Annotated in this window: 23 protein-coding genes; 22 read left to right on the top strand and 1 reads right to left on the bottom strand. The window is 56.3% G+C overall.

What is annotated here, in order from left to right; genetic code table 11:
• Positions 1 to 115 precede the first annotated feature (115 nt).
• The 20 genes from purE (at position 116) to V4U88_RS19785 (ending at position 21,559) form a co-directional block, all read left to right on the top strand.
• Positions 116 to 601 (top strand): 5-(carboxyamino)imidazole ribonucleotide mutase, encoded by a 486-nt coding sequence (purE, locus tag V4U88_RS19690; protein ID WP_334074963.1) that lies wholly within the window; start codon positions 116 to 118, stop codon positions 599 to 601.
• Positions 598 to 1,911 (top strand): 5-(carboxyamino)imidazole ribonucleotide synthase, encoded by a 1,314-nt coding sequence (gene purK, locus V4U88_RS19695; protein ID WP_334074964.1) that lies wholly within the window; start codon positions 598 to 600, stop codon positions 1,909 to 1,911. Before purE ends, purK begins: the two co-directional genes overlap by 4 nt.
• Positions 1,908 to 3,206, top strand: a complete 1,299-nt coding sequence (purB, locus tag V4U88_RS19700; protein WP_334074965.1) for an adenylosuccinate lyase — start codon at positions 1,908 to 1,910, stop codon at positions 3,204 to 3,206. The genes purK and purB overlap by 4 nt, the downstream gene beginning before the upstream one ends.
• Positions 3,207 to 3,484: 278 nt before the next feature.
• Complete coding sequence (locus V4U88_RS19705; protein WP_334074966.1) at positions 3,485 to 4,384, top strand: phosphoribosylaminoimidazolesuccinocarboxamide synthase; 900 nt, start codon at positions 3,485 to 3,487, stop codon at positions 4,382 to 4,384.
• A gap of 64 nt (positions 4,385 to 4,448) precedes the next feature.
• On the top strand, positions 4,449 to 4,694 hold the full coding sequence (gene purS, locus V4U88_RS19710) for a phosphoribosylformylglycinamidine synthase subunit PurS (protein WP_334074967.1): 246 nt from the start codon (positions 4,449 to 4,451) through the stop codon (positions 4,692 to 4,694).
• A gap of 2 nt (positions 4,695 to 4,696) precedes the next feature.
• Positions 4,697 to 5,386, top strand: a complete 690-nt coding sequence (gene purQ, locus V4U88_RS19715; RefSeq protein ID WP_334074968.1) for a phosphoribosylformylglycinamidine synthase subunit PurQ — start codon at positions 4,697 to 4,699, stop codon at positions 5,384 to 5,386.
• Positions 5,364 to 7,607: a phosphoribosylformylglycinamidine synthase subunit PurL gene (gene purL, locus V4U88_RS19720; protein WP_334074969.1), complete on the top strand. Its 2,244-nt coding sequence runs from the start codon at positions 5,364 to 5,366 to the stop codon at positions 7,605 to 7,607. The genes purQ and purL overlap by 23 nt, the downstream gene beginning before the upstream one ends.
• A complete protein-coding gene (purF, locus tag V4U88_RS19725) occupies positions 7,592 to 9,082 on the top strand; it encodes an amidophosphoribosyltransferase (RefSeq protein ID WP_334074970.1) in 1,491 nt (496 codons plus the stop codon). The genes purL and purF overlap by 16 nt, the downstream gene beginning before the upstream one ends.
• 509 nt (positions 9,083 to 9,591) lie before the next feature.
• Complete coding sequence (gene purM, locus V4U88_RS19730) at positions 9,592 to 10,635, top strand: phosphoribosylformylglycinamidine cyclo-ligase (RefSeq protein ID WP_334074971.1); 1,044 nt, start codon at positions 9,592 to 9,594, stop codon at positions 10,633 to 10,635.
• Entirely contained in the window at positions 10,635 to 11,255 is a 621-nt protein-coding gene (purN, locus tag V4U88_RS19735; RefSeq protein WP_334074972.1) for a phosphoribosylglycinamide formyltransferase, read from the top strand. The genes purM and purN overlap by 1 nt, the downstream gene beginning before the upstream one ends.
• Positions 11,256 to 11,377: 122 nt before the next feature.
• Positions 11,378 to 12,925 carry a bifunctional phosphoribosylaminoimidazolecarboxamide formyltransferase/IMP cyclohydrolase gene (purH, locus tag V4U88_RS19740; RefSeq protein ID WP_334074973.1) on the top strand — a complete coding sequence of 516 codons (1,548 nt, stop codon included), beginning with the start codon at positions 11,378 to 11,380 and terminating at the stop codon, positions 12,923 to 12,925.
• Between the two features lie 87 nt (positions 12,926 to 13,012).
• The gene (gene purD, locus V4U88_RS19745) at positions 13,013 to 14,287 is read left to right on the top strand and encodes a phosphoribosylamine--glycine ligase (RefSeq protein ID WP_334074974.1); all 1,275 of its coding nucleotides are present in this window, start codon (positions 13,013 to 13,015) and stop codon (positions 14,285 to 14,287) included.
• 380 nt (positions 14,288 to 14,667) lie between these two features.
• Complete coding sequence (locus V4U88_RS19750) at positions 14,668 to 14,895, top strand: hypothetical protein (protein WP_334074975.1); 228 nt, start codon at positions 14,668 to 14,670, stop codon at positions 14,893 to 14,895.
• Between the two features lie 169 nt (positions 14,896 to 15,064).
• Positions 15,065 to 16,327: a threonine ammonia-lyase IlvA gene (gene ilvA / locus V4U88_RS19755; protein WP_334074976.1), complete on the top strand. Its 1,263-nt coding sequence runs from the start codon at positions 15,065 to 15,067 to the stop codon at positions 16,325 to 16,327.
• A 171-nt stretch (positions 16,328 to 16,498) separates the two neighbouring features.
• Positions 16,499 to 17,458 (top strand): ABC transporter ATP-binding protein, encoded by a 960-nt coding sequence (locus V4U88_RS19760; protein WP_334074977.1) that lies wholly within the window; start codon positions 16,499 to 16,501, stop codon positions 17,456 to 17,458.
• A 10-nt stretch (positions 17,459 to 17,468) separates the two neighbouring features.
• Positions 17,469 to 18,215: an ABC transporter permease gene (locus V4U88_RS19765; protein ID WP_334074978.1), complete on the top strand. Its 747-nt coding sequence runs from the start codon at positions 17,469 to 17,471 to the stop codon at positions 18,213 to 18,215.
• Between the two features lie 74 nt (positions 18,216 to 18,289).
• Entirely contained in the window at positions 18,290 to 18,661 is a 372-nt protein-coding gene (locus V4U88_RS19770; RefSeq protein ID WP_334075128.1) for a GntR family transcriptional regulator, read from the top strand.
• A gap of 29 nt (positions 18,662 to 18,690) precedes the next feature.
• Positions 18,691 to 19,392, top strand: coding sequence for an ABC transporter ATP-binding protein (locus V4U88_RS19775; RefSeq protein WP_442951900.1), 702 nt, complete (start codon positions 18,691 to 18,693; stop codon positions 19,390 to 19,392).
• Positions 19,389 to 20,153, top strand: coding sequence for a hypothetical protein (locus V4U88_RS19780; protein ID WP_334074979.1), 765 nt, complete (start codon positions 19,389 to 19,391; stop codon positions 20,151 to 20,153). Before V4U88_RS19775 ends, V4U88_RS19780 begins: the two co-directional genes overlap by 4 nt.
• Positions 20,154 to 20,176: 23 nt before the next feature.
• On the top strand, positions 20,177 to 21,559 hold the full coding sequence (locus tag V4U88_RS19785) for an erythromycin esterase family protein (RefSeq protein ID WP_334074980.1): 1,383 nt from the start codon (positions 20,177 to 20,179) through the stop codon (positions 21,557 to 21,559).
• A 163-nt stretch (positions 21,560 to 21,722) separates the two neighbouring features.
• Here V4U88_RS19785 and V4U88_RS19790 read toward each other — a convergent pair whose 3' ends face one another.
• Positions 21,723 to 22,421, bottom strand: coding sequence for a DUF1129 family protein (locus V4U88_RS19790; protein ID WP_334074981.1), 699 nt, complete (start codon positions 22,419 to 22,421; stop codon positions 21,723 to 21,725).
• Between the two features lie 260 nt (positions 22,422 to 22,681).
• Here V4U88_RS19790 and V4U88_RS19795 point away from each other — a divergent pair, with 260 nt between their 5' ends.
• Together V4U88_RS19795 and V4U88_RS19800 are read left to right on the top strand one after the other, a co-directional pair.
• Complete coding sequence (locus V4U88_RS19795) at positions 22,682 to 22,897, top strand: hypothetical protein (RefSeq protein WP_334074982.1); 216 nt, start codon at positions 22,682 to 22,684, stop codon at positions 22,895 to 22,897.
• Positions 22,898 to 23,020: 123 nt separating this feature from the next.
• Positions 23,021 to 23,848, top strand: coding sequence for an alpha/beta hydrolase family protein (locus V4U88_RS19800; protein ID WP_334074983.1), 828 nt, complete (start codon positions 23,021 to 23,023; stop codon positions 23,846 to 23,848).
• Positions 23,849 to 23,867: the final 19 nt, after the last annotated feature.

Below are 23,867 nucleotides of genomic sequence, written 5' to 3' on the forward strand. Positions count from 1 at the left end.
TTCCGACACGTCCGATCTTCCCGTAGGAGAACTTCTTCCTCTATGCAAGGTCGGACCTTTTTTTCTAAATCGGCAAAAAGGGCATGACTAAAATAAACGGAAAGTGGGTTGAACAATGTCGGTACAGGTGGCTGTCATCATGGGGAGCACTTCGGATTGGGAGACGATGCGGCATGCGTGCGAGGTGCTGGACGAGCTGGAAATCGGATATGAGAAAAAGGTCGTATCGGCGCACCGGACGCCGGACTTGATGTTCCGGTTTGCCGAGGAGGCGGCGGGACGAGGTATTCGCGTCATCATCGCCGGCGCCGGCGGAGCGGCGCATCTGCCGGGCATGGTCGCGGCCAAGACCGCTCTGCCCGTGATCGGCGTGCCGGTACAGTCGAAGGCGCTGAACGGGCTCGATTCGCTTCTGTCCATCGTGCAGATGCCGGGAGGCATTCCCGTGGCCACGGTAGCGATCGGCCGGGCCGGGGCGACCAACGCGGGCTTGCTCGCGGCGCAGATCCTCGGCGCGTTCGACCCGGCGGTACAGCAGCGGGTGCAGGCCCGCCGCGACCGGATCACAAGCGAAGTGCTGGAAAGCAGTGATTCGCTATGATCCGCCGCGAGTTGCTGGGCTCGTTGGAGCCCTCCGGCGCAGGGGCGGGTGGCGGCAAGGCGGAAAGCGCGGCTAAGGGGAGCGCGGACAAAACGGCTTCCGCTCAGGCGGCTTCCGCCGGGCAGCGGGAGCGTCAGGTGCTCCCGGGCGCGACGGTCGGCGTATTGGGCGGTGGCCAGCTAGGCCGCATGATGGCGCTCGCCGGCAGCAACCTAGGCTACCGCTTCATCGCGCTCGATCCGACGCCGGAGTCGCCGTGCGGCCAGGTTGCGGAGCAGATCGTCGCCGGCTACGGGGACAAGGAGGCGGCACGGGAGTTGGCGAAGCGAGCGGATGTGATCACGTACGAATTCGAGAACGTGGACGCCGAAGTGGCGGCGCTGCTGGAGCAGCAGTCGTACGTGCCGCAGGGCAGCCGGCTGCTGTACACGACGCAGCATCGTCTGCGCGAGAAGCGTGCGGTGGAGGCCGCCGGGGCCAGAGTGGCGCCGTATGCGGAAATCGGCAGCGAGGAAGCGCTGCGGGAAGCCGTCCGGCGCCTGGGCTTGCCGGCGGTCTTGAAGACGGCCACCGGCGGCTACGACGGTAAAGGCCAATGGGTCATCCGGTCCGTTGAAGAGATCGGACCGGCTTATGCCGAGCTGAGCCGCGCGGGCACGGAGCTTGTGCTGGAGCAGTTCATCCCGTTCGTCAAGGAACTGTCGGTCATCGCGGCCCGCAGCCCCCGCGGGGAAATCAGCACGTTTCCGGTGGCGGAGAACATTCATGTGGACAATATTTTGCATCTGTCCATCGTTCCGGCCAGAGTGGAGGAAACGGTGCTGCGGGAGGCCGAGCGGCTGGCCGCCCGGATTGCGGAATCGATGGAAGCCGTTGGTCTACTGGCGGTCGAGATGTTTTTGACGGAGAGCGGGGAATTGTTTGTCAACGAACTCGCCCCGCGCCCTCATAATTCGGGGCATTATACGATGGAGGCTTGCGCTACCTCGCAATTCGAGCAGCACGTCCGGGCCGTGTGCAACCTGCCGCTTGGGGATCCGGCCCTTCGGACCCCGGTCGTTATGGTAAACGTGCTTGGCGAGCATCTCGATGCCGTCAAGGAAGCGGTAGCCACCGGACGCTGGGGCGGCGAAGCGGAGGGCAGCGCAGATCCGGCTGGATTTCGGGTCATCCCGAAAGTACACTTATATGGAAAGAACGGTTCGGCTCCCAAGCGCAAAATGGGGCATGTGAATCTGCTCTGCGGGGATGTCCGGGACGGGCTTGATTTTATACAGCAAACCAATATTTGGAGGAATCAAAACTCATGATCGAACGTTACAGCAGACCGGAAATGCGGGCTATCTGGACCGAGGAGAACAAGTTCAAGGCTTGGTTGGAAGTTGAAATTTGCGCGTGCGAAGCCTGGGCGGACCTCGGGGTTATTCCGAAGGAAGATGTCGCATTGCTGCGGAAAAACGCTTCTTTCGACATCGACCGGATTTACGAGATTGAGCAGGAAACGCGCCATGACGTGATCGCCTTTACCCGGGCCGTTTCGGAAAGCCTGGGACCGGAACGCAAGTGGGTTCACTACGGGCTGACTTCGACCGATGTCGTCGACACGGCGCTCGGCTATTTGTTGAAGCAGGCGAATGAAATTTTGGAAAAAGACATCGTCAACTTTATCGAGATTCTGCGCGAAAAAGCGCTGGCTTACAAAGACACGCCGATGATGGGCCGGACGCATGGCGTGCATGCGGAGCCGACCACCTTCGGCTTGAAGATGGCGCTCTGGCATGAGGAAATGAAGCGGAATCTGGAGCGGTTCCGCCGGGCGGCGGACAATGTTCAGTTCGGCAAAATCTCGGGCGCGGTCGGCACCTACGCCAATATCGACCCGTTTGTCGAGGAGTTCGTTTGCCGCAAGCTTGGCACGAGCCCGGCGCCGATCTCGACCCAAACGCTGCAGCGCGATCGCCACGCCGAGTACATGGCCACCCTGGCCCTGGTCGCCACCTCGCTCGACAAGTTCGCGACGGAGATCCGCGCCCTGCAGAAGAGCGAATTCCGCGAGGTGGAGGAAGCCTTCGCGAAGGGTCAAAAGGGCTCGTCCGCGATGCCGCATAAACGCAACCCGATCGGCTGCGAGAACATTTCCGGCCTCTCGCGCGTCCTTCGCGGCCATATGGTCTCGGCCTACGAGAACGTCACTCTCTGGCATGAGCGCGATATCTCGCATTCGTCCGTGGAGCGCGTCATTCTGCCTGATGCGACGATGCTGCTGAACTACATGCTGAATCGCTTCGGCAATATCGTGAAAAACTTGACGGTGTTCCCGGAAAACATGCAGCGCAATATGGGCCGTACCTTCGGCGTTCCGTTCTCCGGCCGCGTCATGACGAAGCTGATCGACAAAGGCTTCAGCCGCGAGCAGGCGTACGACACCGTTCAACCGCGGGCCATGCAGGCATGGGAAACGCAACGCCAGTTCCGCGACATCATCGAGGAGACGCCGGAAATCACTGCGGTGCTGAGCCGCGAGGACATCGACGACGCCTTCAACCCGTCCTGGCACCTGAAGCACGTGGACACGATCTTCCGCAAGCTGGGCTTAATCGAGTAATTAGACATTGAATCCGTCCTTGCCAGGTGGACTTTTGGGGGTGAAATGTCTTTTCAAATGTGGACATACAACCGCTCGTTTTATTGAGCAGCGGATGGTCCTCTTAACCAGATATCGATGGTGGTTAGGGATTGAAATACCATATATGGATTTTAAACGGTGGGACGGATTATAGTGGGTTTGTCCACATTTAGAAAGACAAATTGCTTGAAATGTCTACTGTGCGGGGACATGAAATGAAGAGTAATTAAAGCAGTTGAGGAAAGGGAGGCCGCAGGATGTCGACACCGGCAATTTCCACGGCGGCGGAGCTGGTTAATGCCCCGCTGCTCTACAAAGGCAAGGTCCGGGAGCTTTATGACCTGGGCGAGCATTATTTGATCGTCGTGACGGACCGGATTTCCGCATTCGACTATGTGCTGGAGCCGGCGGTGCCGGACAAGGGGAATGTATTGAACCGGCTGAGCGCTTTCTGGTTCAAAGGGACGAAGGACTTGATCCCGAATCACGTAATTCATACCGATGTGGATCGGCTTGGTGAGGTTGTTCCCGAGGCGCACCGGGAAGCGATGCGCAACCGGATTATGGTGACGCGCAAGGCGCAGCGGATCGATATCGAATGCGTGGTCCGCGGTTACGTCACCGGCGGAGGCTGGCGGCAGTACGTCAGCGGAGGCGCGATCAACGGCATCAAGCTGCCGGAGGGACTGCGCAAGAACGCCAAGCTGGAGCAGCCGATTTTTACACCGGCGGCCAAAAATGATGTCGGCCATGACGAGGACATTTCGTTCGAGACGATGGCCGGTATGGTCGGCGCCGATTTGGCGGAGCAGCTTCGCAGCCGCACGCTGGAGCTTTACGGTTTTGCCCGCGATTATTGCGAGGAGCGCGGCATTATTTTGGCGGACTGCAAGCTGGAATTCGGCCTGGTGGACGGGGAACTAATCGTCATCGACGAAATGTTCACGCCCGACGCCTCCCGCTTCTGGGCGAAGGAAAACTACGCACTCGACATTGAGATCGACAGCATGGATAAAGAACCGGTCCGGACCTACCTGGCCGGCTCCGATTGGGACAAGAACAGCCAGCCCGACCCGCTGCCGCCACAGGTAGTGGAGGAGACGGCCCGGCGGTACCGCGATATTTTTTACCGGTTGACCGGACAGGAGATGCAATAATCTTTTTTAATACGAAAATCCGCGGCGGTGCCGCATAATCCATGACTAGGAGGAACACAGGGATATGATTAAAGCGACAGTCTATGTCACCATCAAGGAAAGCGTACTTGATCCGCAGGGGGTTGCCGTGCAAGGGGCGCTGCATTCGATGGGCTTCAGGGAAGTAAGCAGCGTACGGATCGGCAAGTATATGGAGCTGGAGCTCGATACCGATGACCGTTTTGAGGCGGAAGCCCGGATCAAGGCGATGTGCGAGAAGCTTTTGGCCAATACGGTGGTAGAAGATTACCGCTTTGAACTGGAGGGCTAATCATGAAATTCGCGGTACTCGTATTTCCCGGTTCCAACTGTGATATCGACTGCTACAAGGCGGTGGAGGATACGATCGGCCAGCCGGTGGATTATGTGTGGCACACGGCCACGGATCTTTCGGGGTATGATGGCATCCTGGTTCCCGGCGGATTTTCTTACGGCGACTATTTGCGCTGCGGCGCCATTTCCCGGTTCGCTCCGGTAATGGCAGAGGTGGCGAAGGCGGCTGAGCAGGGAAAATACATTCTCGGCATCTGCAACGGGTTTCAAATCCTGACGGAGGCGGGGCTGCTGCCGGGAACATTGCGGCGCAATATGTCGCTTAAATTCCGCTGCCATGATACGGTGCTTCGCGTGGAAAACAACAACAATCCGTTTACGACGCAGTATGCCGCAGGGGAAGAGATTACGGTCCCGATCGCGCATGGCGAGGGCAACTATTATTGCGATGAAGCTACGCTCGCTCAATTGAAAAAGAACAATCAGATTATTTTTCGCTATGTGAACAATCCGAACGGCTCGGTGGACGATATCGCCGGCATCTCCAACGAACGCGGCAACGTGGTGGGCATGATGCCCCATCCGGAACGCGCCGTGGACAGTCTGCTCGGCTCGGAAGACGGCAAGCGAATGTTTACTTCAATTTTAAAGGCATGGAGGGATCGGCATGAGTCAGCAAGTGTCCGCTAAGGAACCGACCGCGGAACAAATCGCGGAACAGCAAATTTACAAACAGATGGGCGTTTCGGACAGCGAATATGAGCTGATCTGCGGATTCCTTGGCCGCAAGCCTAACTATACGGAGATCGGCGTATTCAGCGTCATGTGGTCCGAGCACTGTGCCTATAAAAACTCCAAGCCGCTGCTGCGCCGTTTTCCGACCAGCGGTCCCCGCGTGTTGATGGGACCCGGCGAAGGCGCGGGGATCGTCGATATCGGCGACAACCAGGCGGTCGTGTTCAAGATCGAAAGCCATAACCACCCTTCGGCGGTTGAGCCTTATCAAGGCGCGGCGACGGGCGTGGGCGGGATTATCCGCGATATTTTTTCCATGGGCGCAAGACCCGTGGCCCTGCTGAACTCGCTTCGTTTCGGCAAGCTGGAAAGCGAGCGCGTAAAGTACTTGTTCGAGCATGTCGTATCCGGGATCGCCGGTTACGGCAACTGTATCGGGATTCCGACGGTCGGCGGCGAAGTCGTGTTCGACGAGAGCTATGACGGAAATCCGCTGGTCAATGCGATGTGCGTCGGGCTGATCGATCACGATAAAATTCAGCGCGGTGTGGCCAAAGGCGTCGGCAACCCGGTGTTCTACGTAGGGCCGCCAACCGGCCGCGACGGGATTCACGGCGCGACGTTCGCTTCCGAGGAACTGACGGAAGAGTCAGAAGCCAAGCGGACGGCAGTTCAGGTCGGCGACCCGTTCATGGAGAAGCTGGTTATGGAGGCGTGCCTGGAATTGATCGACACGGGGATCGTGCTCGGGATCCAGGACATGGGGGCCGCGGGGCTGACTTGCTCCAGTGCGGAGATGGCGAGCAAGGCCGGCAACGGGTTGGAGCTGTACCTTGACCAGGTGCCGCAGCGGGAATCCGGGATGACGGCTTATGAAATGATGCTGTCGGAATCCCAGGAACGCATGCTGTTCGTCGTCGAGCCGAAGGACGAGGCCCAGGCGATGGAAATCTTCGAGCGTTGGGGCGTCATTTGCGCGAAAGTGGGTAAAGTTACGGACGACGGACGCTTGAAGCTGTTCCATCACGGCGAGGTTGTCGGCGATATGCCGGTCAAGGCGCTGGTGGACGAGTGCCCGATTTATGATAAACCGTCGGCGGTGCCGGCTTACTATGAACAAAATGCCGAGGTAGATACGCTGCGTTATACGGAGGTTGCCGATTTGGGCGCGGCGCTGGAACAAGTGCTGGCCTCTCCTTCCGTTGCCAGCAAAGCCTGGGTTTACGACCAGTATGACTACATGGTTCGCACCAGCACGGCGGTTCGCCCGGGCTCGGACGCGGCGGTCGTAACGATTCGCGGCACCCGCAAAGGGCTGGCGATGACGACGGACTGCAACGGGCGCTTCGTTTATCTGGACCCCGAGGTCGGAGGCCGGATCGCGGTCAGCGAAGCGGCGCGGAACATCGTCTGCTCGGGCGCGGAGCCGCTGGCGATTACGGACAATTTGAACTTCGGCAGCCCGGAGAAGCCGGAAATTTTCTGGCAGATGGAAAAGGCGGTCGACGGGATGGCGGAAGCGTGCCGCGTGCTGGACGCTCCGGTCATCGGCGGGAATGTCAGCTTATACAACGAGAACGCCAAAGGCGCGATCTATCCGACGCCGGTCGTCGGGATGGTCGGCCTCGTGCACGACAGTGATCACATTACGACGCAAAGCTTCAAAGCCGAAGGCGACGTCATCTTCCTGCTCGGCGAAACGAAGGCGGAGCTTGGCGGCAGCGAGTTCCAGGCCGTGGTGCACGGCGTGACGGAGGGACGTCCGCCGCAGCTTGATCTCGCTGTGGAGAAGAAGCTGCTGGACGCGGTGCTTGGCGCAATTCAAAGCGGTCTGGTCCGCTCCGCGCATGACTTGTCGGAAGGCGGCCTGGCTGTTGCGTTGGCGGAATCCTGCATCAGCGGCGGTCTGGGCGCTCAGGTTGATTTTGATACTACGCTGCGTTCCGATGTGGCCTTGTTCAGTGAAACCCAGTCGCGGATTCTGCTCTCGGCCTCTCCCGATCAGGCGGAAAAACTGCAGGAGTTCATCGCATTGCGCGGTGTGCCTGTGGAGCGAATCGGCCAGGTCGGAGGCCGTGATTTGGTCATCCGCATCGGCGGGGCTTCCGCTTTGAACAGACCGGTGGAGGGACTCAAGCGGGTCTGGGAGGACACCATTCCATGTCTGATGAAATAAGACAGCTAAAGCAGGGGCACGGTCTATGGGTAGGCGACTACTATAATGAGGGAACGACGCGCAGCGATATTTTCGACAAGTTGAAGGAAGAATGCGGCGTGTTCGGGGTTTACGGTCATCCGGAGGCCGCCTCTCTTTCCTATTACGGTCTGCATGCGCTGCAGCACCGGGGGGAGGAAAGCGCGGGGATTTGCGTCACGGACGGTGAAGCCTTCAATTACCACCGCGGTATGGGGCTGGTCAAAGAGGTGTTCGACCGCGACAAGCTGGAATCGCTGCGCGGGGATCGCTCGATCGGTCACGTGCGGTATTCGACGAGCGGCGACAGCCGAATCACGAATGCGCAGCCTTTGATTTTTAAATACCGCGACGGCGATCTGGCGGTGGCGACGAACGGCAACATCGTAAACGCGCCCAAGATCCGCCGGGAGTTGGAGATGAGCGGTTCGATTTTTCAAACGACGAGCGATACCGAGGTGATCGCGCATCTGATCGCGCGGTCGCCGAAGGAATTCGTCGAAGCGGCCAAGGACGCGCTGCGTCAATTGGTGGGCGGGTTCGCCTTCCTGCTGCTGACGGACGACAAGCTGCTCGTCGCCAGCGACCCGAACGGTCTGCGTCCCATCACGATGGGGCGGTTGGGCGGCGCGTACCTGTTCTCGTCCGAGACCTGCGCGTTCGAGGTGGTCGGCGCGGAGACGATCCGCGACATCCAGCCGGGCGAGCTGCTCGTGTTGGACGAGAATGGACTGCGGGAGGAACGTTACGCCGCTCCCGAACGGAAGGCGCTATGCGCGATGGAGTACATTTACTTCGCGCGTCCCGACAGCGATATGAACGGCTCCAATCTGCATGCCACGCGCAAGCGGATGGGGCAGATGATGGCGCAGGAGTCGTTCGTCGACGCGGACGTCGTGACCGGCGTGCCCGACTCCAGCATCTCCGCCGCCATCGGCTACGCGGAGCAGACCGGCATTCCTTACGAGCTCGGTCTGATCAAAAACAAATACACCGGCCGGACGTTCATCCAGCCGAGCCAGGAGCTTCGCGAGCAGGGCGTGAAGATGAAGCTCAGCGCCGTGCGCCGCGTGGTGGAAGGCAAGCGCGTCGTGATGATCGACGACTCGATCGTCCGCGGCACGACGTCCCGGCGCATCGTCAATCTGCTGCGCGAAGCGGGGGCGACCGAGGTGCATGTGCGCATCACCTCGCCGCCGTTCAAAAACCCGTGCTTCTACGGCATCGACACGCCGGATCGCGGGGAACTGATCGCCTCGTACAAATCGGTCGAGGAGATTCGTAAAGAGATCAACGCGGATTCGCTGGAGTTTTTGAGTCCGGAAGGGTTAATCCGCGCCGTGGGCGGCGATAACCGGGACGACTACAAAGGCGGCCTGTGCATGGCCTGCTTCGACAACGATTATCCGACGCGGACCGATTTTGACGGCGAGGAGAAGTTCGGCTGCACGTGCTGACGCAAGGCCAGTTTGTTTCACTTCGTAGGTGTTTCATGGGGTGAAACATGCGGTTGGACGATGCGTGAACTAGCGAGGCGTGAAGCGTGGTGCCCAGGGGCAGCCCCGAATCACGGGTACGGCGGGACATGGGCCCCTGGCGGTCAGCGGTGACCTGGGCTTCGGCCTTCGACCTTCGACCGCTAGCAATTAACGGGAATTTCTCCCGTTAATTTGAACGCGAGGCGGAGATTTCGGGAAATAGCTGGAATTTCTCCAGTTATTTTGGGCGGTTTTTGCCTTGAGGGGCCGTTTGAAGACAATTAGCTGGAGGTTTTCCAGCTAATTGTCCGTAAGGGCCGCATCTAAAAAAATTAACGGGAGGTTTTCCCGTTAATTTGGGATTCGTACGCCATATTCGCACCATTGAGCATAGTCATTCTGGCGAAGGTGTGCCGTTATGGCATCCGGTTGCTCGATCATAATAGGTGGTATGGACCACCAATAACTTTTAAGGAGAGTGTCCTTACGTGTCTGAAGCTTACAAAAACGCCGGGGTGGACATCGCGGCCGGGAATGAAGCGGTAGAGCGGATGAAGAAGCACGTCAAACGGACGTTTCGTCCGGAAGTCATGACGGATTTGGGCGGCTTCGGCGCTTTGTTCGGCTTGAACAAAGACAAATATGAGGAGCCGGTGCTCGTTTCGGGGACCGATGGCGTCGGCACCAAGCTGAAAATCGCCTTCGCGATGGACAAGCATGATACGATCGGCATCGACGCGGTGGCGATGTGCGTGAACGACATCGTCGTTCAGGGCGCAGAGCCGTTGTTTTTCCTCGATTATCTGGCCTGCGACAAGGTCGTGCCGGAAAAAATCGAGGCCATCGTCTCCGGCATCGCCGAAGGCTGCCACGAGTCGGGCTGCGCGCTGATCGGCGGCGAGACGGCGGAAATGCCGGGCATGTACGCCGAGGGTGAGTACGACATCGCCGGCTTCACCGTCGGCGTCGTCGATAAGCGCAAAATCGTCAACGGCAGTACGATCGCCGCCGGGGACACCGTGATCGGCCTGGCGTCGAGCGGCGTGCACAGCAACGGCTTCTCGCTGGTGCGCAAGCTGTTGCTGGAGCAAGCCGGCTATTCGCTGCAGGATCGTTTGCCCGAGCTGGGCGACGCCGCGCTCGGCGAAGTGCTGCTGACGCCGACCAAGCTGTATGTGAAGCCGGTGCTGTCCCTGCTGGAGCAGGTTCAGGTGAAGGGCATGGCTCACATCACTGGCGGCGGCTTCATCGAGAACATTCCGCGCGTTCTGCCGGAAGGCGTGAACGTCGAAATCGACTACGGTTCGTGGCCGGTTCTGCCGATCTTCTCGCTGCTGCAGGAGCAGGGCGGCGTCAGCAACCGCGACATGTTTACGACGTTCAACATGGGTATCGGCCTCGTAATCGTCGTAGCGGAACAGGATGCCGCAGCCGCGCAGGATGCTCTCCGCGCCGCGGGGGAAACGCCGTACGTCATCGGCCGCGTTACGGAGGGCGGGCGGATCGTGACGTTTAAAGGAGCGGACGTCTAATGCCGTCCCCTTACCGGATCGCCGTATTCGCCTCCGGGCAGGGCAGCAACTTCCAGGCGCTGCTAGACGCTTCCCGCGCGGGCGGACTTGGCGGGGCCGAGATCGTGCTGCTCGTCAGCGACAAGCCGCAGGCGCCCGTTGTCGAACGCGCGCGTTTGGCGGGCGTGGACACATTTTTGTTCCAGCCCAAGGGCTACGCGCGGCGGGAGGATTACGAGGCGGAAATAGCAGCGGAGCTGGAGCGGCGCCAGGTCGATCTGGTCGTGCTGGCGGGCTATATGCGGCTGCTGACTTCAGTGCTGGTAGACCGATATGCCGGGCGGATGATCAACATTCATCCCTCGATTTTGCCGGCTTTTCCCGGAAAAGATGCGATCGGGCAGGCCTGGGAGTACGGGGTGAAAGTCACCGGAATCACCGTCCATCTGGTGGACGGGGGGATGGACACCGGGGCGGTGATCGCCCAGACCGCGGTGCCGCTGCTCCCCGATGACACCATCAAGTCTTTGGAGGAACGGATTCACCTAGCGGAAAAGGAGCTTTATCCGCGTGTCGTCACCTGGTTTGCCCAGGGACGAATCACTGTAGAAGGCAGAAAAGTGACGGTTAAGACGGTATAGCGGGCGAATTCGAGTTTGTTTTTTTACCCGTTTGAGGTATAGCGAACCTTGTCTTGTTCGTTTCGATATTTCCCGAGAAATATCGGGTCAATCATTCGCCATCATAAAGGAGGAGCCAAATCGTGGGTATCAAAAGAGCGCTGGTTAGCGTTTCGGACAAAACAGGCATCGTGGAGTTTTGCCGCGAGCTGTCAAAGCTGGGTGTGGAGATTATTTCGACAGGTGGGACCAAGAGTCTTTTGTCGAAGGAGGGGGTTCCGGTCATCGGAATTTCCGAAGTGACGGGCTTTCCGGAAATTTTGGACGGGCGCGTCAAAACCCTGCACCCCGCGGTGCACAGCGGATTGTTGGCCGTTAGGGACAGCGCGGAACATCAGGCGCAAATGAAAGAACTGGGTCTGGATTATATCGACCTGGTTGTCGTGAACCTGTATCCGTTCCAAGAAACGATCGCCAAACCGGATGTCACTTACGAAGACGCCATCGAAAATATCGACATCGGCGGACCGACCATGCTTCGTTCGGCGGCCAAAAACCACGCCTTTGTCAGTGTGGTCGTGGATGCGGCCGATTACGGCAGCGTGCTGGAAGAGGTACGGACGGGCGGCGATACGACGTTGGAAGCGCGCAAACGGCTCGCGGCCAAAGTTTTCCGCCATACGGCGGCTTACGACGCGCTGATCTCCGATTATTTGTCGAATGTGACCGGGGACCCGCTGCCTGAACGCTATACCGTAACTTATGAGAAAATCCAGGATCTCCGCTATGGCGAAAATCCGCACCAAAAAGCGGCGTTCTACCGCAAGCCGCTGGCTGCTGCTGATACGCTGACGACAGCGGAACAGCTGCATGGCAAGGAGCTCTCCTACAACAATATCAACGATGCGAATGCCGCGCTCCAGATCGTCAAGGAATTTGAAGAACCGGCCGTCGTTGCCGTTAAGCATATGAATCCTTGCGGCGTGGGTGTGGGCGGCAGCATTTATGAAGCTTACCGGAAGGCGTATGAGGCCGACCCGGTATCGATTTATGGCGGCATCGTCGCGGCGAACCGAATCATCGATGAAGCGACGGCTCAGCTCTTGAAGGAGATTTTTCTGGAAATCATCCTGGCACCGGGCTTCACGTCCGGGGCGCTTGAGGTACTGACCCAGAAAAAAAATATCCGTCTGCTGAAGCTGGGGAATTTGGCGGCCGGCGGCACCCGGAACAGCCAGTTTGTCGTGACCTCGATCGACGGCGGGATGGTCGTGCAAGAAAGCGATGTTCACTCCCTCAACGAGAGCGATCTGCAGGTAGTTACCGACCGCAAGCCGACCGAGGAAGAGTTGAAGCAATTGCTGTTCGGCTGGAAGGTCGTTAAGCATGTGAAGTCCAACGCGATTGTGCTCGCGAAGGATGATATGACCGTTGGCGTGGGCGCCGGTCAAATGAACCGCGTCGGCTCCGCGCAAATCGCGATCGACCAGGCGGGCGACAAAGCCAAGGGCAGCGTGCTCGCTTCGGATGCGTTCTTCCCGATGGGCGATACGCTCGAGCTGGCGGCAAAAGCCGGCATCACGGCGGTCATTCAGCCCGGCGGCTCGGTCCGCGACGAGGAATCAATCAAGGTGGCCAATGAACATGGCATCGCCATGGTGTTCACCGGCGTTAGACACTTCAAACACTAATACTCTAGCTAAGGCCTGGACGGCAGGACCGCTGCGGCGGCCCTGCCGATATTTTTGTCGGAAACTTAGTTACCCAGGAGGTATGGAATGGATATTTTAGTGATTGGCGGCGGCGGACGCGAGCATGCGATCTGCTGGGCGCTGGCGAAAAGCCCGAAGGCAAGGCGCATTTATTGCGCACCGGGAAACGCGGGTATCGGACAAATTGCGGAAATCGTGCCGATTCAAGTCCATGAATTTGAGCGATTGACGTCGTTTGCGCGCGAGAAAAAGGTCGATCTGGTGGTCGTCGGTCCGGATGATCCGCTGGTGGACGGGATTGTCGATGCTTTTGAAGCGGAAGGCATTCCGGTGTTCGGCCCGAGAAAAAACGCGGCTTTGATCGAGGGCAGCAAGACATTTATGAAGGACCTGCTGAAAAAATACGACATTCCGACGGCGGCCTATGAAAAGTTTGAAGACTACGAGCAGGCGCTGGCATACTTGCGGACGCAAGCGGTGCCGATCGTGATCAAGGCGGACGGACTGGCGGCAGGAAAAGGGGTAACCGTGGCGTTCACGCGCGAGGACGCCGAGCAGGCGCTGCGGCAAATCATGGTGGACAAAGTGTTCGGCGAATCCGGCAGCCAGGTCGTGATCGAGGAGTTTCTGGCCGGGCAGGAAATGTCGATTCTGTCGTTCGTGGACGGGGAAACGGTTCGTCCCATGGCGGCGGCCCAGGACCACAAGCAGGTGTACGACGGCGACAAGGGTCCGAATACGGGCGGGATGGGGACGTACTCCCCGCTGCCGCATATCGCCGATTCCATCATCGAGGAAGCGATCGAGACAATTATTAAGCCGACGGCCAAAGCGATGGTTCAGGAGGGACGCCCTTTCCGCGGCGTGCTGTTCGCCGGGCTGATGATTACGCCGGACGGCAAGCCGAAGACGATCGAGTTCAACGCCCGTTTCGGCGATCCTGAAACCCAGGTCGTATTGCCGCGCCTGAAAAGCGATCTGCTGGAGATTTTCCTCGCGGCTGTGAACGGCACGCTGGCTGAGGCGGAAATCGAATGGAGCGACGAGGCGGCGGTTTGCGTCATCCTGGCGTCGGGCGGGTATCCGGCGTCCTATCCGAAAGGCCTGCCGATGACGGGGCTGGACGCCGCCGACTCGGACGCCTCAGGCCTCGTGTTCCACGCCGGCACGGCCAAGAACGAAGCCGGCGAGTGGGTCACGAACGGCGGCCGCGTGCTCGGCGTTGTCGGGCTCGGCAAGGGCATCGCCGAAGCCCGGGAGCGGGCGTACGCCTCGGCGGAGAAGATCCGCTTTGAGGGCAAGCACAACCGCACGGATATCGCCGCCAAGGCGTTGGTTTAGAAGGTTGGAGGAGGCCGCCCGGATCGGGCGGTCTTTTTGAGTTTTGTTAGCGGGGGAATGTTGCCGGGAATGGAGCCCCATAGCGGACTGAACTTTTAGGCCCTTATTTCGGGAAAAAGCTGGCCAAACCCTGATTTCGGGGATCTTGGTAGGGAAATAAGGTCTTTTTGGACCGCTACGCACCTAGCAAAGCTAGCACCCTCTATCCGTGCAGCTAAGGAAAAAACAATAAGACGATTTCATGCCCTGTATGACAAGTGTATCGGCAGGACGTGATGAAATGGCATGGAAGAAAGTCAGAGCGAACCGGGGAATGACCAAAAGGCCTTTAGGGATAAGTGCCGCAACTTTGGAGATGTTATCAAAGAGGAGGCGATGAGGTGAGCAATAACAACAAGAACAAGAACATGCTGCCGGTCTCACACGAGAAGGTGGATGTCGAGGGAGTTTATGCCGATGAGACGGGCCGCGCGGAATATTTGCACAAGGGCGATGAGTTTCCCGCCGATCTGGTGTTGGGCACGACCGAGTGGAAGCTGACCGAACTGGCCCAGGTGAAGCATGCCGAAGGGCGCACCAATCCGCGGCTGACTCCGAACAAAGATTAGATTCCCGGCGGAACGCCCCGGATTACCTGCCTCTTTTTCGGCGGAATCGGGGGCGTTTTTGCGGGTCGACGAGTTGAAAGGGTTATCATAAATCTACCTCTTGAATCGCGGACTGTTCCGGTGTAACGTTAGAAGAATGAGAGATACGTTATGAAGCGAGGAGATAGAGATGAGCCATACGGAACAGCATACGGTAGCGATGGAGGACATTGTACGGGCGCACCATGTTCTTAAGGAAGTTGTACGGCGGACTCCGCTGCAGCTTGATCCGACGTTGTCGGCCAAGTACGACTGCAAGGTGTATCTGAAGCGGGAGGATCTGCAGGTAGTCCGGTCGTTCAAAATACGCGGGGCCTACAATATGATCCGCAGTTTGACCCGGGAGGAGCTGGCGAAAGGCATCGTCTGCGCGAGTGCCGGCAACCATGCGCAGGGCGTGGCTTTTTCCTGCAATGCGCTGGGCATTCAGGGGAAGATCTTCATGCCGAGTACCACGCCGAACCAGAAGATTAAGCAGGTGAAGCGTTTCGGGGGTTCCTCCGTGGAGGTGATCCTGACCGGAGACACTTACGACGATGCTTATGAAGAGGCGATGAAGGTCTGCAATGAAGGCGGAATGACGTTTATCCATCCGTTCGACGATCCGAAAATCGTCGCCGGCAACGGGACGATTGCGATGGAAATCATGGAGAGTCTGGACACGCCTGCGGACTACGTCTTTGTGACGATCGGCGGCGGCGGACTGGTTTCCGGCGTGGGAACGTATATTAAAACGGTAAGCCCGCAAACGAGGCTGATCGGTGTCGAGCCCTCCGGGGCAGCTTCGATGACGGAATCGATCCAACAGGAAAAGGTAGTCACCCTCGAGTCGATCGATAAATTCGTGGACGGTGCGGCGGTAAAACGGGTGGGCGACCTGAATTTTGAGATCAGCCGGGGCTTGCTGGACGATATCGTCAAGGTGCCTGAGGGGAAGGCGTGTACGACGATTCTGGAGCTGTATAACGACAGCGCCATCGTCGTGGAGCCGGCGGGGGCGCTGCCGGTGTCGGCGCTGGACATGTACCGCGAGCAAATCCGCGGCAAGACGGTCGTTTGCATCATCAGCGGCGGGAACAACGATATCGATCGGATGCAGGAGATGAAGGAGCGCTCGCTTATTTACGAAGGGCTCAAGCATTACTTCCTCATCAATTTCCCGCAGCGGGCCGGCGCCTTGCGCGAATTTCTGGAGCAGGTGCTCGGACCGAACGACGATATTACCCGGTTTGAATATACGAAAAAGCACAACAAGGAGAACGGTCCGGCGCTGGTCGGAATCGAGCTGAGCGATAAGAAAGACTACCAGGGGTTGGTCGAGCGGATGCAGGCAAAGGGGATTGCCTTTACCGAATTGAACCGCGACCTGAATCTATTCAATCTGCTGATCTGAGGCGGTTTTACGGCAGCCCGGATTATAAAGCGTATGTCCAAGGACGAAAAGTCCTCGGGGCATACGCTTTTTTATTTTTTGCAGGAATGTCCTTTACAATCTTAACATACTAGTGTACTATTCAACTATGACACTAATACAATGCAGGATTGACTAAGGAGTGTAGAGTCGATGAGCGAGAGAAATAAACCGGACAATACCGAGGCTGTTCTATCCGTGGAAGGCGTAAGCAAGATCATTAGGAACCGGAAAATTGTGGACCGGCTTTCTTTTGAATTGTATCCCGGCGAAATTGTCGGACTCCTCGGACCGAACGGGGCGGGGAAGACGACGACGATCCGCATGATCGTCGGACTGATCTCCATGAGCGAAGGGGATGTGCGGGTCAAGGGGAAAAGCATCCGCCACGATTTTGCCAAGGCGATCTCCCATATCGGGGGAATTATCGAGAACCCGGAGTTTTATCCGCACATGACCGGCTACGATAACTTGAAGCAGTATCAGCGGATGAGCGAAGGCATTACGGAGGAGCGGATTCGAGCGGTGACGGAGCTTGTCGGGCTGCAGAATGCGATGAACAAAAGGGTGAAGGCGTACTCCCTCGGGATGCGGCAACGGCTAGGCATCGCTCAGGCGCTGCTTCACGAGCCTTCCATTCTGATTCTGGATGAACCGACAAACGGACTGGATCCGGCGGGAATCCGGGAGATGCGCGATTATTTGAAGAAGATCGCCGCGGAAGAAGGCATTTCCATTTTGGTCTCCAGCCATCTATTGTCGGAGATGGAACTGATGTGCAGCCGGGTCGTCGTGATTCAGGAGGGCAAGTTCGTTACGGAGAGACCGCTCGGTTCCGCGACTGAAGTCAAACAAGAGAGCCTGGTTCAGGTGGTGCTCCGGGTAAATGACGCGCTCAAGGCCCAAGCAAGGCTGGCACGAATGGAGGAAATTTCGATTCTCCAAGTATCGGAAGAGCAGCATCAGGTGGCGGTTGCGGTGCGCGATGCGTATATTCCGCGAGTGGTCAGCGCTTTGGGGGCGGAGGGCGTCGACTTGTTCCGGATTGAAGAAATCAAAGAATCGCTGGAAGACGAATTTTTGAAATGGACGGGAGGAAACCGCATTGCGTAGTTTTGGCAAGTTGCTGACAAATGAATGGTTGAAGCTGTCCAAGAAACGGAGCTTCTTCATTCCATACGCCGCTCTGGCGGCATTGGTGCTGTTCGTCACTTATTTGTTTAAAACCATGGATGCGAATGGGGAAATTTCCTCCGGATACGCCTTTACTGCATGGTTGTTCAACAAAAACGGGGTGGGCCAATTGGTCACCTACATGGCGATCATCGGTGCGGCCGGCGTTGTGGCCAAGGAGCACAGCTTGGGGACGATCAAGCTGCTGCTGATCCGGGCACAGAGCCGGAGTAAAATCCTGGCTTCGAAATATATCACGGTTTTGCTGTATACCTTGTCTTTGTCTCTTGTCACGATGTTGGTCAGTGTGCTCGTCGGGGGAGTGGCCTTCGGTTTCCAGGATACGCAGGCGGGTCCCGGCGCTGTGCTGCTTGCTGCCGCTATTCACTATGCTTACACGGTCATCTATGTGACGATCACATTTCTGATCGATGTGTTAACCCGCTCTGCGGGGGCCACCGTCGGTATCGGGATGACGATCGTGCTGATGGAAAGAATCGCGGTTCAACTCCTGTCAAGGTATGATTTTACAAAGTATCTGGTCTTCACCCATGCGGATTTATCCGTGTACCTGAACGGGGCAACCCCGCCGTTTCCGGGAATGACGCTGACTTTTTCCCTGGCGGTCATTTTCGTCTACCTGGCCTTGTTTCTCGGTGTAAGCTTTGTTACGTTTAAGAAACGGGATGTCGCTTAATGCGGATACAGCATCCCTCGGCGGCCGGGAGTAATTATGAAGCCCGAATACCGGCGGAAAGGATGGAGCCGATTGTGACCATGGAATTCGACAATAACCTGCCGATTTATATACAAATTATGAATTACATCAAGCGGGAAATCGTAACCGGTCGGCTAAAGGCCGGGGACAAGATCCCGTCGGTGCGGGAACTTGCGGCCGAGCTGCAAATCAATCCGAACACCGTGCAGCGTACGTTTCAGGAATTGGAGCGTGAAGAAATCGTGGAAACCAAACGCGGTCTGGGAAGATACGTAACAAGCGAGGAAGCAAAAATTATGACGATTAAAAAGGAAATGGCCGGCGATCTGCTGGACCGGTTCATTCACGGGATGCAGGAGCTGGGCTTTACGAATCGGGATATTGCGGCTATCGTCGCCGAAGCGGTCGATTCAAAGGAAAGATGATAACGGGCAAGTCAAAGGAGATACAGAACATGGTGGAAAATCTGCTGCAGTTTGAAGGGGTATCCAAGTCCTATCATTCCAAGCGGGCGTTAAATAACGTATCGTTTACGCTCGGGCCGGGAAAGATCATCGGCCTGCTGGGCACTAACGGAAGCGGCAAGAGCACGCTGATGAAGATCGCCGCGGGTCTGATTCCGGCAACTGCGGGAAGTGTCTCCGTACTAGGCACGTCGGTAGGCTTGGCGAGCAAAGCGATCGTATCCTTTATGCCGGATCGCCCGTTAACGGAGTCATGGATGCGCGTTCGTGACGCGGTAGGGTTTTGCCGCGATTTCTATGCCGATTTTGATGAGGAGAAGGCGCGCAAAATGTTGGAGTTTATGAACCTGCAGGAGCGCGATAAGGTCAGTTCGCTGTCCAAAGGGATGAACGAACGGCTGCAGCTTACGCTCACCCTGTCCCGCAAAGCCAAGCTCTACCTGCTGGATGAACCGATCGGAGGCGTTGATCCGGTAGCGCGCACGAAGATTTTGGACGCGATCGTCGAGTTTTACAGCGAAGACAGCAGCCTGCTGATTTCCACCCACCTGGTGCGGGATATCGAACGGATTTTTGATGAGGTTATATTTATCCGGGGTGGTGAGATCGTGCTGCAGGAGGATGTGGAGGACCTGCGGCTCAAGCACGGAAAAAGCGTGGACGACATGTTTAAAGAGGTGTTTACGGAATGATGAAGCTGCTGAAATACGATTGGAAACGTAATGCCAATACCTTCTCGGGTCTGCTGGCGGTACTGGTCATGGCTCAAGTCATCTTGTCGATGATCGGAAAAATCAGGGACTGGGATGCGAGTGTGATCATAATTTCTTCCTTTATTTTTTATGTAGCCGCGGGCATTATCACAATGATCCTTGTTTGTAAAACGTTCGAATCGAATATCAAAGCTTACCATCGCAGGCTTTTGCCGGTTCATCCGGCCTGGACCGTGCTCTCCTCTCTGCTGCTTGGTGTGCTGACGGCGGCTGTGGTTGCCGCTTTCGCGCTCGTACACGCATTTATATATTTCAACAATAACCATATTTCCTATCACAATTTCATGGGGTCGGGAAGCCGAGGCCTGAGGGACTTGTTCATGATCGCTTTGACTGCGGCATGGGGTTACATTTTGCTGCTGCTGATCATTTTTGCGGCGACCACGATCGGTGCGAGCATCAGTGTACGGGGGAAAGCGGGAACCTGGATCTCCATCCTTTCCTTTTTTATTATCAGCAGCGTGATGGGGTGGCTGGAAGGGCTGCTGTTCGGGGACAACGACCCTCCGAGGTTGCGGATCGGTTTTTTTCATCTCGGCGCCGGTGCGGATGCCGCGGGGGCCCAAGCTACGGGCGGCATTGAATTTATGAGCTTTGCTCCTTTCCTGTACGAGGCGGCTTTTGCGGGGGTAATGTTCTGCACCATGACTTATTTGTTGCACAAGAAAATGGAAATTTAATAAAACCACGGGAGATGTAGATTATGAAAATGAGTTTGAAAAAGACGGCCACCGCTATTCTTTCCGCGATTGTGGCTTGCTCGCTGCTTCTGGTACCCGCAAACGCCTCGGCGGCTGCCTCCGGGAGCCAGAAGCAATGGCTGCAGCAAAACGCGCATAAGCTGAACTCGCTGGAGTCCGAGGATTATAGCGATCTCGCCTTTTTAAAGCCGCTGCTGAAGGACAAAACCGTTGTCAGCCTCGGGGAAAATTATCACCGTGTGGCCGAGTACAGCAGTGTAAAAACAAGGCTGATTAAATTTTTGCACGAAGAGATGGGCTTTGATGTGATCGCTTTTGAATCGGGAATGGGGGATGCGGCCGCTGTGTTCGAAACCCGGGATTACCTTACTCCGGAGGAGATGATGGGGGGTTCGATCCATGGGGCCTGGCATTCCAGAGAAACCCTGGAGCTGTTCAATTATATCAAGGAGCAGGGAAAGGGCGACGATCCCCTGTATCTGGCGGGGTATGACAATCAATTTACGAGCTATTATCTGACCCAGTTCATTGGCGGAGTGATCGCCAAACTGGACCTTGATAAAGGGAAAGCTTTCGCACAAATGGAGTTCCAGGCGATCCCTGACTGGTATGAGGTGGTTAACAAATACCCAATGTTCAGTAAGGATCCGGTTTATAAAAAAGAAATGCAGGCCGTGATCGACAAATATGTGCCGCAATATCAGGAAACCATCAAATATGTGGAGGAGCATCGTGCCGAGATCAAAGCGGCTGTTCCTAATCAACCCCATATCGATGAAATTATTCTCAAGTCCTTGAAAGATCATGTCGCCTTTCTCGAGAGCGGGTTGAAGGACGTTAAGGATGGCTATTCCTCCCGCGACCGGTTGATGACGGAGAATCTGGAATGGGTGATGAAGACGCTGTACCCGGGAAAAAAGGTGATTTTGTGGGCCCATAATGACCATTTGGCCAAAAACACTTCGAAAATGCGGGTTAAGGACGACAACGGAAAATGGATATACAGCTTTACAAGCATGGGCGAGCTGATGCACCATAAGCTGAAGGACAAAATGTATGTGATCGGGCTGTATATGAACCGTGGTTCTTCGGTGACACTCGATTCAGGTAAGCCGTTTACGATCAAGCCGGCAACAAAAGGAAGTCTCGAGCACTTGATCATGCAGAGCGGTTACGCAAATTCCTTTATCGATTTGAGCAAGCATAAAGTGCAGAATGCGCAAAATGCCTGGATGTTCCGGCCGATCTACGCTTCCGAGGACGGGCTGACCACGTATCAGGTTCTGCCGAATGTCATGCGGTTCATACCGAAGGAGCAGTACGACGGAATTATCGTCATCGATAAGGTGAAGGCACCAACCCCCGTCAAGTCAGCGGGGAAATAAGGCGGGAAGTTAACTATACAAGTTGACGCTTCGCTTCTCCAGAATCATTTTACACTCTTGCCTATTGGGTAATTCTTAAGTTCTACTTATATAGGGATAAAACAAAAAGGGCTGGGAAGTCATGAATCTAATGACGTTCCCAGCCCTTATTCATTTTGTTGACTTACGCTTTCGGCCTGCGACCGAAAATGAATTTTTGTCCGAGGATGCCGACGACGAAGATAATCAGACTATCCCAAGGCGATACGGTGAACGAGGGCATGATACGGCCCAGAAGAACGCCGACGGCGATGATGCCCACCGCGATGGCCAGATAAATGCCGAGTGCTTTGATATTAAACTTGCGGGGGGACGTCTGGAACGCTTCCTCTTTGTTTTTTCGCGAGCCCGGGCCCAGAAAACGGATGACCAATTCGACCAGAACGATCGAAAGCCCGGCGATCAAAAGCAGCGATGCACTGCTGATAAGAGTGTACTCCAACTCTCCGCCAAACCATTTGCTGAAGAAACCGGTAATCATGTATATGAAGAATACCCACGTTAGAGCCACCCAGGGGATCATCGTGTAATACATGATTTTTTCTTTCGTACTGCGGGGCTTGCGCATGTTGACATCTTCCACAACCTGTTCGCAGTAAGCCGTCGGTTCGGGGCCGTAGAGCTGTTCCGCGGAAATGCCTTTAGACTGGTTTTTGATGATTTCCCTTGCTAATCCAAGCAGTACTTCTTCTCCTTTGGCCTCGGTTAAAGAACTTTTGCCGGATCGGAGGTACTTTACCATTTCCCCGAAGTAAGCTTCATTTTCCGGAGTCATTTGCTGTCTCAGCGTCTTCGTCTCATGAATCATTTCATGAATATACAAGGGCTTCCTCTCCTCCCATGCTGTCCATTTCTCTAATTTCTCCCATTTTGCATTTAAATTTCCGGTTTTCCCCAGTCTTGTACGGCAAAAGTATAGCGCAAAATTTGTCATGGATGCAAGGGTCTTCGGATGTGACCTGGATGGTGAGACCGGAGAATCAACAGAAAATCCATTCAAGTTTTGACGTTTTGGTGAAGGGGGAATAAAAAAACGTCCTCAGCGCCGAAACTACAGCAAAAAGGTAAAGGAGGCAGGAAAGGATGGACAAGTTTGAATCGGAGCTGACGCGCCGCTACTTATTAAACAGCCAGTCCAGAGGCAGCTTGGAAGAAGTCGTAGGCGAGGACGAAAATCTGGATTTGGAGATGGGCGCGCAGACGGCGGGGCAGGAAACGATGCAAGAAGGGCGCTTTTCCGATCAGTGGGAAGGGAAGGAGGAGACCCGCAACTTTTTCCTGCAGTCTTATTACCAATAGGCAAAAAGCGATTGACACCAAATTTCCCCGATGCTAAGATAGGTTTAAATATTATTCATATTAAACTTATCGGAATAATTAAATTAAATAAAATTAATTTAATGATCGGCAGGGGGAATCGGAATGGAACGGCAAATCAGCATACCGTATGGGGAAGAACGGATTGCGGCAAGCGTACATTATGCGGCGGCGAAGGTGCAGGAAAGCCGCTGCAAAGAACGCGTTCCGCTTGTGGTCATCTGCCATGGCTTTGTCGGCAGCCGGATCGGCGTTGACCGCCTTTTCGTCAAGACGGCCCGTTCGTTGGCGGAAGCGGGATTTCTGGTCGTCCGGTTCGATCATGTCGGATGCGGTGAGAGCAGCGGGGAGTACGGGAGTCAGGGTATGGACTCTTTAATCGCCCAGACGCGCGCCGTTTTGGATTACGCGTTTGGACTGGGAGACATCGATCCGACCCGCGTATCCTTGATCGGGCACAGTCTGGGGGGCATGGTCGCGCTCCTCACGGCGGTTCGGGACCGGCGGGTGAAGAACTTGATTCTGTGGTCCGCGGTCGGCTATCCGTTCAACGATATCGTCAATATTACCGGCCGCAAGGTCTATGACCGCGCGGTGGAGCAGGGTTCGGCGGATTATTTGGGCTATGGGCTGACCCCGGTATTCTTCGATTCTCTGGGCGCGTATCAGCCGCTGCAGGAAGCGGTGAAATTCACCGGCGATGTGCTGGTCGTCCATGGGACGAGCGATGATGTCATTCCCGCCGATTATGCGTTTTTATATCAGAAGGTGTTTTGGATGCGTTCGGAAGGACGCTGCGATAAGGAAATTATTTTTCAGGCGGACCATACGTTCTCCTCCGGCGAGACCCGGGAGCCTTTGATCCGCAAGACGCGCGAATGGCTGAGCGGACGGGAAGCCGAGCAGAACGATTGGAAACATTGGATGATCTGATGGCAAAAAGACAGGCTGA

The sequence above is a fragment of the Paenibacillus sp. A14 genome (genome assembly GCF_036864815.1).
Classification (GTDB): domain Bacteria; phylum Bacillota; class Bacilli; order Paenibacillales; family Paenibacillaceae; genus Fontibacillus; species Fontibacillus sanfengchensis.